This is a genomic window from Micromonospora sp. NPDC047753 (assembly GCF_040642735.1).
In the GTDB taxonomy this organism is placed as follows: Bacteria; Actinomycetota; Actinomycetes; order Mycobacteriales; family Micromonosporaceae; genus Micromonospora.
In genome coordinates, this window is sequence record NZ_JBEYSL010000279.1 from 1 (window position 1) to 8,861 (window position 8,861).

Sequence of the window (8,861 nt, forward strand, 5' to 3'; positions counted from 1 at the left end):
GGTGGCGAACGCCCCGAACGACGACAACGTGCTGGAGTTCCATGTGCGGTCTCCGGGGGCCGGCTGGGTGTCCGGTGCCCTGGTGCGGCGGGTGCCAACGCCTCGGCACCGTTCTCGGCCTCCAGCACTGTGAACCCGGCCCGGGTCAGCCAACTGACCAGCAGGTAACGCTTGGTACGACTGTCGTCGACCACCAGGATGGTTGCCGGCATGCCGTCCACACCGTCACGCCCCGCCGGTGGGCAGGGAGACTCTGAATGTGCTGCCTCCGCCCGGCGCGCTGGTCAGCTCCAGCGTTCCGCCGAGCAGCGTCACCAACCGCCGGGCGTACGGCAGACCGAGGCCGGTGCCGCCGACCCGGGTGGCGCCGGGGATCTGGTAGAACTCCTCGAAGATCCGGTCGTGCAGCTCCGGGGCGATGCCCGGCCCGGTGTCGCTGACCTCGAACTGCCAACGGTCGCCATGTTGGCTGGCCCGCAGCCGCACCTCGCCGCGCTCGGTGAACTTCAACCCGTTGTGCAGCAGGTTGCGCAGCACCTGACCGAGCAGCACCTCGTCGGTGCGCAGCAGGGCTGGCCCGGTGAGCTCCTCCACGACGAGCTCCACCTCCGGGCGGGTGGCCAGCGCGCGCAGGGTGCCGCGTAGTTGACCGAAGAGCGGCCGCAGGTCGACCTCGGTCACGTCCGGCTCGATCCGACCGGACTCCGCCTTGGCCAGGTCGAGGAGTTCGTTGACCAGGTTGAGCAGGTCCGCCGCCGATGCCCGGATCAGATCGACCTGGCGGCCCTGCTCGTCGGTGAGCGGGTCGGAAGCGGAGTCGGTGAGCAGCCGCCCCAGGCCGATGATCGCGGTGACCGGCGCGCGCAGCTCGTGGCTCACGTTGGCCAGGAACCGGCTCTTCGACTCACTCGCCGCGCGGAGCTGGGCCGACTTCTCGTCCAGCTCGGCGTAAAGGGCGACGACGCCCCGGTTGGTCTCCTCCAACTCCTCGGTGAGCTGGTTGTAGAGCGCCAGCACGCCACGGTTGGTCTCGGCCAGCTCCTCGTTCAGCACGGCCAACTCGTCGCGCTGACTGCGCACCTCGTCCAGTGCGGAGATGAGCTGCCCGTTCTGCACTGTCAATTCGTCCAGCGCACTGCCCGGCGCGGTGCGGCCGAGTTCCGTACGGAACTCGGCGAGCCGCTCCGGGGTCGGCATCGGCGCGTTGGCCGGGACTCGTCGGGACATCCGTACGACCGTAACCCCCTCGACGGTCGACACGCTCAGTGTGTCGACCAGTCGGGACACCGCGCCGGACTGCGGTTGGTAGCGGTCGTCCGGCAGCGGGGACATCGGGGCCAGGTCGGCGCGCAGGTGGAACCGGCCGTCGGCGCCCGCGTCGACGTGGAAGGAGACGTCCGCTCCCCCGGTCGTCCGCAGCAGGTCCCGGGCAACCTCGCTGAGCGCTGTGGCGATCCGCACCTGGTCCTGGTGTTCGAGGCCGACCACCGCGGCCACCTCGCGGCCCCGCTGACGGATCACGAAGATGTCCTGTTCGACCCGCAGCGCCATCTGCAGCAGCGGCTGGGCCGAAGGTTCGTCGGTCATACCCAGGACCTTGCAACAAGTACGCAGGCGTCGTCGCGCCGCACACCCGCGTCACGCAGCAGCGTCGCCGCCATCACCAGTGGTGACTTCTCCATCAGGCCCGGGTAGTCGGCGAACCGCCACCGGTCGGCCACCCCGTCGCTGTGCATCACCAGCCTGGCGCCCGGACCGAACGGGTACGCGTACTCCCGGATCGTCGGCCGCTGGTGCCCGGCGATGCCGGGCAGCGAGACCAGCCCGCGACGCTTGTCGTCAGCATCGACCACCACGCCGGAGATGTTGCCCAGGCCCGCGTAGTGCAGCACCCCAGCCTCGGGTGCCAACTCGGCGACCGCGAGCGCGGCACCACGGGTGTGCGACATGCCGCGGTGCAGGTGACCGACCACCGTCGCCGGTGGGCCGGCCGGGGCGTTGCGGAACGCGGCGAGCGCCGCGTCGGTGGCGGCCCCGGCCAGCGGGCCGTGCCCCAATCCGTCGCTGACCAGCACCTGGTGCCGCCCGTCGGCGACCCGGACGGCGTACCCGTCGCCACTCACCGTCTCGCCGGTCAGCGGTCGGGTGAGAGCGCCCGCCCAGGACGGGGACGGCCGTGCCTCGGCAGGCCAGACCTGCACGGCGAGGACTGTGCCCCGGCCGGGCAGCGAGTATCCGTCGAACCAGCTGGCCTGCCGGACGATGGCACCCAGACCGATGCCGAGTGTGCCGGTGGTGGAGTGCCCGTCCTGGGACGAGACGGTCAGGTCGGCCATGCCGGGCCCGGAGTCGATCGCCACCAGCTCCACGCCGGCCAGCCCGGCGCGGCGTACCGGTCGGAGCAGCAGGACACCCTCGTCGGCGTGCTTGACCAGGTTGCTGGTCAGCTCGGCGGCGACGATGGCCAGGTCGGCGATGCGCGCCCCGCCCATCTCCACCTGCGCGCCGAGCCGTTCGGCGGCACGCCGGACGGCACTCGCGGCGCTGCTGGCCTCTACTCGGAACCAGATGCCACTGTCGGTGACCGCGTCGGCGTTCACCTGGACCACTTGGTGACAGTGATCCGCGTACCGGTCTCCGCTGACGTCTCGATCTGGAACTCGTCGACCAGGCGTCGCGACCCACTGAGCCCGAGGCCGAGGCCGCCGCCGCTGGTGTAGCCGTCGGTCATCGCCAGATCGAGGTCGGCGATGCCCGGCCCGGAGTCGGCGAACACGATCTGTACGCCCTTGCGTCGGCCGTTGTCCACGATCGTCACCTCGACCGAACCGCCGCCGCCGTACACCAGGGTGTTGCGGGCCAACTCGCTCGCCGCGGTGACCACCTTGGTCTGGTCGACGAGGGACAGCTTGCTGGCCACCGCCACGGCGCGGACCAGCTGCCGGACGCGCACCACGTCCTCATCGCTGCGGACCGACTGCGCCTGTGGCTGGCCCAGGTCGACGCCCGCGGTCACGGCGTGGCCGTCTCGGCGTCCGGATCGTCGTCGAGCTGGTGGTCGAGCTCGTCGGCGTGGGCAGCCGCGATCAGTTCCATGCCGCGCTCGACGTTCAGCGCGGTACGGATGCCGTTCAGCGACAGCCCGAGTTCGACAAGGGTGATGGCGACGGCCGGACGCATCCCGACCACCACCGTCTCGGCGTCGAGCACCTTGGAGATCGACGCGATGGCGGAGAGCATTCGCCCCACGAAGGAGTCGACGATGTCCAGCGCGGTGATGTCGATGATGACGCCGTGGCAGCCGGTGTCCACGATCCGCTCGGCCAGATCCTCCTGAAGCTGGACCGCCGTCTGGTCGGACATGTCGAGCTGGATGGAGACGAGCAGGATGTCGCCGATCTTGAGGATCGGCACGCGTTCCATCAGAAGCCCCGGCGCGGCTGGCGACGGGCGGTCTCCACCCCGTTGAGCCGCAGCACGTGGCGCAGCGCGTCGGCGAGGCTCGCCTTGGTGGCGATGTCACCGAACTCGATGCCGAGCGCCACGATGGTCTGCGCGATCTGCGGGCGGATGCCCGAGATGATGCAGTCGGCGCCCATCAGTCGGGCGGCCACCACGGTCTTCAGGATGTGCTGGGCGACCTGGGTGTCCACCGCCGGTACGCCGGTGATGTCGATGATCGCGTACGGCGAGCCGGTGTCGACGAGGGTCTGCAGCAGGCGCTCCATGACCACCTGGGCCCGGGCCGAGTCCAGGGTGCCGACCAGCGGCACGGCGACGACGCCCTCCCAGAGCTTGACCACCGGTGTGGAGAGCTCGAGCAACTGCTCGGCCTGGTCGGCGATCAGGCTCTCCCGGGTGCGGACGAAGCTCTCGAAGGTGAACAGGCCCATCTCGTCGACGAGCCTGGAGAAGGCGACGTAGTCCGACAGCGCGTGCGGGCCCCCGGCCTCCTGCAACAGTTCGGCCAGCACGTCCTTCAGCGCGAAGACGCTGATCGTGGTCTCGGTGGCGGAGAAGCCCTGCCGGGCCCGGCCACGAGACAGCTCGGAGAGCGCGGCGCGCAGTTCGGCGGCGCTTTCGGCGGACAGGTCGATGGTGCCCTGCTCGCTCGTGGCGACGATGGCGCCGTGCAGATCCTGGACCTGCCGGCGCAGCTCTGCCTGGCTCAGCCGGCCCCGCAACGAACTGGTGACGATCTCGGTCCACCGAGTCGTGACCCGTTCGTCCTGCCCGCTGAGCAGCGCGGCGAGCCGACCACTTTCTTCGGTGCTCAACGCCATTTCGAACCCCCTTGACCTGGACCGGGCGGACTCTATCACCGGGGTCTGATCAACTACTTGCCCCGTAGCAACGGAATGACGATGGCCACCGGATGACGGCTCCCGTTCTACCTCCGGGGGTGGTCGTGGGATACCGTTCCCCCGATAACAGGAGGTCTGGCGAATGTCGTTGACGGTGCACACGGAACAACGCGGCGACGTGGTCGTCGTGGCGGTCGCGGGCGAGCTGGACATGGCCACCGCACCGCAGCTGCAGGACCAGATCACCGACCTGCTCGACAAGGGCCGCAACCGGCTGGTGTTCGACCTGGCGGACGTCTCGTTCTGCGACTCGACCGGCCTGTCGGTCTTCGTCCGCGCCAAGAACAGCTGCGACGAGGCCGGCGGCGTGGTCCGGCTGGCCGCCCCGCAGCGCGGCGTGCTGCGCATCCTTGAGGTGAGCGGGCTGGTCGAGGTGCTGCACACCTACCCGACGGTGGATGAGGCAGTCGCCGGCGAACCGACGCCGGCTTCCTCCTGACCTGACCGTCGGCGTGCGTCACTCGTCCTCGACGTAACGGGGACGAGCGATTGCCATGCCCGCCGTCGTCTGCACGGCGAGGGCACCCAGCAGGAACCCGATCGGCGCCGTCCAGCCGCCGGTGGCCTCGTAGAGGATGCCGACCATCAGCGGGCCCAGGGCGGCGATCACGTACCCGGTGCTCTGCGCGAACGCGGAGAGCGCGACGGTGCCCTCGGCGGTACGGGCGCGTAGGCCGATGGCGGTCAGGATCATCGGGAACGCGCCCTGCCCGATCGCCAGGAGGGCCACCCAGAGCAGCGCGGCACCGTGCGGTGCGAGCGCCAACCCCAGGTAGGCCAGTGCCGACGCGGTGGTGAGCCCGAGCACCAGCGGCCGCAGGCTGCCGAGCCGACCGGCCAGGGTGGGCATCAGCAGCGCGATCGGCACGCCGAGCGCGGTCACCCCGGCGAGCAGCAGCCCGGCCGACTCCGGCTGGTAGCCGGCGTCGCGGAACAGTTGGGCCAGCCAGCCCATGATCGCGTACCCGCTGAGCGACTGCGCCCCGAAGTAGACGGCCATCGCCCAACCGAGCCGGGTCCGCGCCGGCCGGACCCGCGTGGGCGTGGCGGCAGCCGCCGTCGGGGTCGCCCGCCGCGCCGCGGCGCGGGCCCGCAACGCCAGCGGCACCCACGGGAGTACGGCCACCGCGGCCATCGCGGCCCACACGCCGAGCCCGGCCCGCCACGACCCGAAGGCGTGCGCGATCGGCACCGCGGAGGCGGCGGCCACCGTCGTGCCCACTGTCAACGCCATCGTGTACGCGCCGGTGACCAGGCCGGTGCGGTGCGGGAAGTGCTGTTTGACCAGCATCGGCAGCAGGATGTTGGCGACCGCGATGCCGGACAGCGCCAGCGCGCTGGTGAGCACGAAGATCAGGGCGGAGTCGGTGGCGACCCGGAGCACCTGGCCGACGGCGAGGGCGAGCATGGCGACCACCAGCACCCGGGCCGGCGCCACCCGGCGGACCAGCCACGGGGTGAGCGCGCCGAGCCCGGCGAACGCGATGGTCGGCAGGGTGGTGACGAGGCCGGCGGTGACGCCGGAGAGGCCCAGCCCGTCGCGGACCTCGTCGAGCAGTGCGCCGAGGCTCGTCACCACGGCGCGCAGGTTGAGCGCGACCAGCAGCATCCCGACCAGCACCAGCGCGCCACCGGTCGCCGGGTGCGTCCGCCGGCCGGTGCCGGGGTCCCGCGTCGGACGAGGATCGACGGCGACGGGAGCGGGCAGCGCCGGAGCGGCGGTTGGTGGCGGGGTCATGACCGCTAACCTACAATCATGGGATGAATTTGGGACCGGTGATGTAACCAGTGCCACCGTCGGTTGAATTCCCCTCCGCGCCGCCGGCACCGCCCCGCGGCCAGCCCCCCGTGCCACCGCGCGGCCACCGGGTCCGGCAGACCACCGAGCAGCTCCGCGCCCGCATCCTGGGCGGCGAATGGCCCGTCGGAGGGCGCATCCCCACCGAGCCACAACTGGTCGCCGCGCTGGGCGTCGGGCGCAACACGGTCCGCGAGGCGGTCCGCGCCCTGGTGCACGCCGGGGTGCTGGAGTGCCGGCAGGGCTCCGGCACCTACGTGGTGTCCACCGACGAACTGGCCCCGGTGGTCGCCCGCCGACTCGGCGACGACCGGATGACCGAGGTCATCGAGGTACGCCGCGCCTTCGAGGTGGAGGCCGCCCGGCTCGCCGCGTTGCGGCGTACCTCGGAGGACCTGGCGGCGCTCGACGGCGCGCTCGCCCAGCGCGAGGCCGCCTGGCACGGCGGCCGGGTCGACGCGTTCGTCGAGGCCGACGCGGCACTGCACACCGCGGTGGTCGCCGCCGCGCACAACGCCATGCTCGCCGAGCTGTACGCCTCGGTGGGCACCGCCCTGCGCAGCACAGTCGCCCAGGCCATGGGCGAGGAACTCACGCCCGAGCGCTACGTCGACCACACCCGGCTGGTCGAGGCGATCCGGGCCGGCGATCCCGGCCGGGCGGCGCTCGAAGCCGGCGCTTTTCTGGAACCCGCCGAACGGGCATAGGTTGTGCCCGACAGAAAAGCGGACACCTCGGGAGTACGAATGCTCAAGGGCTTCAAAGACTTCATCATGCGCGGCAACGTCGTCGACCTGGCGGTCGGTGTCGTCATCGGCGCCGCGTTCACGGGCGTGGTCACCCAGCTCACCAAGTCGTTCCTCGACCCGCTGATCCGGGTCTTCGTGCTGCTCATCACCGGTAGCGACAAGGGTTTGGCCGGCACGGCACCCAGCTTCCGTGGCATCCCGTTCGACTGGATCGCCTTCGTCAACGCGGTGATCACCTTCCTGCTGACCGCACTGGCGCTCTACTTCCTGGTCGTCTACCCGATGAACCGGCTGGCCGAGCGGCGCAAGCGGGGCGAGGAGCCGCCGCCCTCGGCGCCGAGCGAGGAGGTCAAGCTGCTCACCGAGATCCGGGACGCCCTGGTCTCCGCCGGTCACACCACCCCCGGCCAGCAGCGTGGGGCGCTGGACGACGTGCTGGGCCGCCGCCCGGAGCCGCCGACGCAGCGCTGACCCGAACGGATGCACATCGGCCCCTGCGGGATTCCCGCAGGGGCCGCATCTTCTCGTACGTGTGTTCGATAGAGTCCCGCCATGGAGCAGCGAAAGCACTGGTGGAACGGGAAGTGGGGGCGGCTGGCCCGGCGGGACGTCTTCCTGCGGGTGGACGCCGACCGCTGGCACGTCGAGCAGCGGGCCGGCGGCGCCGAGGGCATCTCCCGTTTCTACGAGTACGGCAGTGCGGACGAGGCCGAGGACACCGTCCGGGCGCTGCTCGACGGCCCGGACACCTGGCGGGAACTGTCCCCCCGTCCGCCCGGCGGCTGGACCCTCCCGAACACCTGAGTGCGCGGAACACCGTGCACGGGCGCGAGGGTGCCGGGCGCTGCGTGCTGAGTGCCGTCTGCTGCGTGCCGTTTGCTGTGCCGCCTGTTGGGTGCCGTTTGCTGCGTGCCGCCTGCTGGGCGCTGGGTGCCGTCTGCTGGGCTGGGTGCTGGGTGCGGGGCCGCCGCTGGCTGTAGCGGCCCGCCGCCCGCCACCTTGAGCGGGCCGGGGGCGGTATTGCTTTTGGCGGTGATGACTCTGAGGCATAAATATGACTCACAGTCATCACGCTCCCCGGGCCATCACTTCCGAGCCGATCGCCCCCGACCCACCGCCTCCGGACCGGCCACCTCCGAGCCCATCGCCCCCGACCCACCGCCTCCGGACCGGCCACCTCCGAGCCTCCATCGCCCCCGACCCACCGCCTCTGGACCGGCCCCACCTCCGAGCCACTGCTCTGGGACGAGGTGCGACCACACCAAGCCCGCGGCGGCCGCTGAACGGCGGGCGGGCGGGGAGGGACGGACGGGAGGGGCGGGCCGGCAGCGGACGGTTGGGGTGGGTGGCGGCGGCGTTTAGCGGCGCGCTGCTCTGGGAACCGCAGCGGGATGGACCAGCAGGACGAGCAGCAGGCGACCATCTCGCGGATCACCACCGGGATGCCGGTGATCGACTCAGCTGGCACCGAGGTCGGTACCGTGGACCTCGTCCAGCGGGGTGACCCGAACGCGGTGACCGTCCAGACACCGACCGCCGACCCGGGCAGCAGCCTGGACGAGCTGATCGAGGCGACCGCGGTCGAGGAGCCGGACGTCCCAGCAGATCTGGCGGCGCGACTGCTGCACAGCGGCTATCTGAAGGTCTCGACCGACCTGACCCGCACCGGCGCGGTCTACGTACCGGCCGACCGGATCGGGTCGGTGGCCGACGGCCGGGTCCTCCTGGCCGTCGGGGTGGCCGACCTGCCGCCCGAGGAGTGACCCAACCGCCCTGATCGACTCGGGTTCACGGAAATCGGGGTGTCCGGAGCCTCGGGACGGCCCGACTTCATGAAACCCGAGTGGATCTGTCCGGCGCGGCGGGAGCGGGCGCGGCCGGGGCGGCGGGAGCGCCGCGTCGGTGGCACGGCCAGCTGACCGCGCAGCGCATAGGCTGAGCTGATGGTCG

General features: G+C 71.5%; 11 protein-coding genes and 1 pseudogene. 5 read left to right on the plus strand and 7 right to left on the minus strand.

Going from position 1 to position 8,861, the window contains the following annotated elements:
• Positions 1 to 95: 95 nt before the first annotated feature.
• From ABZ749_RS21995 to ABZ749_RS22020, 6 genes and pseudogenes are all read right to left on the minus strand, one after another.
• A pseudogene (locus tag ABZ749_RS21995) lies at positions 96 to 212 on the minus strand (response regulator); the annotation flags it as partial.
• Between the two features lie 13 nt (positions 213 to 225).
• A complete protein-coding gene (locus ABZ749_RS22000; RefSeq protein WP_357230427.1) occupies positions 226 to 1,587 on the minus strand; it encodes a sensor histidine kinase in 1,362 nt (453 codons plus the stop codon).
• A complete protein-coding gene (locus tag ABZ749_RS22005; protein ID WP_357230436.1) occupies positions 1,584 to 2,600 on the minus strand; it encodes a SpoIIE family protein phosphatase in 1,017 nt (338 codons plus the stop codon). The genes ABZ749_RS22000 and ABZ749_RS22005 overlap by 4 nt, the downstream gene beginning before the upstream one ends.
• Positions 2,597 to 3,016, minus strand: a complete 420-nt coding sequence (locus ABZ749_RS22010) for an anti-sigma regulatory factor (RefSeq protein WP_357201045.1) — start codon at positions 3,014 to 3,016, stop codon at positions 2,597 to 2,599. The genes ABZ749_RS22005 and ABZ749_RS22010 overlap by 4 nt, the downstream gene beginning before the upstream one ends.
• A complete protein-coding gene (locus ABZ749_RS22015; RefSeq protein ID WP_355004782.1) occupies positions 3,013 to 3,423 on the minus strand; it encodes an STAS domain-containing protein in 411 nt (136 codons plus the stop codon). Before ABZ749_RS22015 ends, ABZ749_RS22010 begins: the two co-directional genes overlap by 4 nt.
• Positions 3,423 to 4,283, minus strand: a complete 861-nt coding sequence (locus ABZ749_RS22020) for an STAS domain-containing protein (RefSeq protein WP_357230430.1) — start codon at positions 4,281 to 4,283, stop codon at positions 3,423 to 3,425. The genes ABZ749_RS22015 and ABZ749_RS22020 overlap by 1 nt, the downstream gene beginning before the upstream one ends.
• Before the next feature lie 163 nt (positions 4,284 to 4,446).
• On the opposite strand from ABZ749_RS22020, the gene ABZ749_RS22025 reads away from it, so the two are divergent.
• The gene (locus ABZ749_RS22025) at positions 4,447 to 4,803 is read left to right on the plus strand and encodes an STAS domain-containing protein (protein ID WP_030332365.1); all 357 of its coding nucleotides are present in this window, start codon (positions 4,447 to 4,449) and stop codon (positions 4,801 to 4,803) included.
• 18 nt (positions 4,804 to 4,821) lie between these two features.
• Here the strand turns inward: ABZ749_RS22025 and ABZ749_RS22030 are convergent, their stop codons facing one another.
• The gene (locus ABZ749_RS22030) at positions 4,822 to 5,973 is read right to left on the minus strand and encodes an MFS transporter (protein WP_357230439.1); all 1,152 of its coding nucleotides are present in this window, start codon (positions 5,971 to 5,973) and stop codon (positions 4,822 to 4,824) included.
• Positions 5,974 to 6,212: 239 nt separating this feature from the next.
• On the opposite strand from ABZ749_RS22030, the gene ABZ749_RS22035 reads away from it, so the two are divergent.
• From ABZ749_RS22035 to ABZ749_RS22050, 4 genes are all read left to right on the plus strand, one after another.
• The gene (locus ABZ749_RS22035) at positions 6,213 to 6,869 is read left to right on the plus strand and encodes a FadR/GntR family transcriptional regulator (RefSeq protein ID WP_357230433.1); all 657 of its coding nucleotides are present in this window, start codon (positions 6,213 to 6,215) and stop codon (positions 6,867 to 6,869) included.
• Between the two features lie 39 nt (positions 6,870 to 6,908).
• A complete protein-coding gene (gene mscL / locus ABZ749_RS22040; RefSeq protein WP_355004779.1) occupies positions 6,909 to 7,382 on the plus strand; it encodes a large conductance mechanosensitive channel protein MscL in 474 nt (157 codons plus the stop codon).
• A gap of 81 nt (positions 7,383 to 7,463) precedes the next feature.
• Positions 7,464 to 7,715 (plus strand): hypothetical protein, encoded by a 252-nt coding sequence (locus ABZ749_RS22045; protein WP_030332357.1) that lies wholly within the window; start codon positions 7,464 to 7,466, stop codon positions 7,713 to 7,715.
• 587 nt (positions 7,716 to 8,302) lie between these two features.
• Complete coding sequence (locus ABZ749_RS22050; RefSeq protein WP_091395802.1) at positions 8,303 to 8,674, plus strand: hypothetical protein; 372 nt, start codon at positions 8,303 to 8,305, stop codon at positions 8,672 to 8,674.
• Positions 8,675 to 8,861 lie beyond the last annotated feature (187 nt).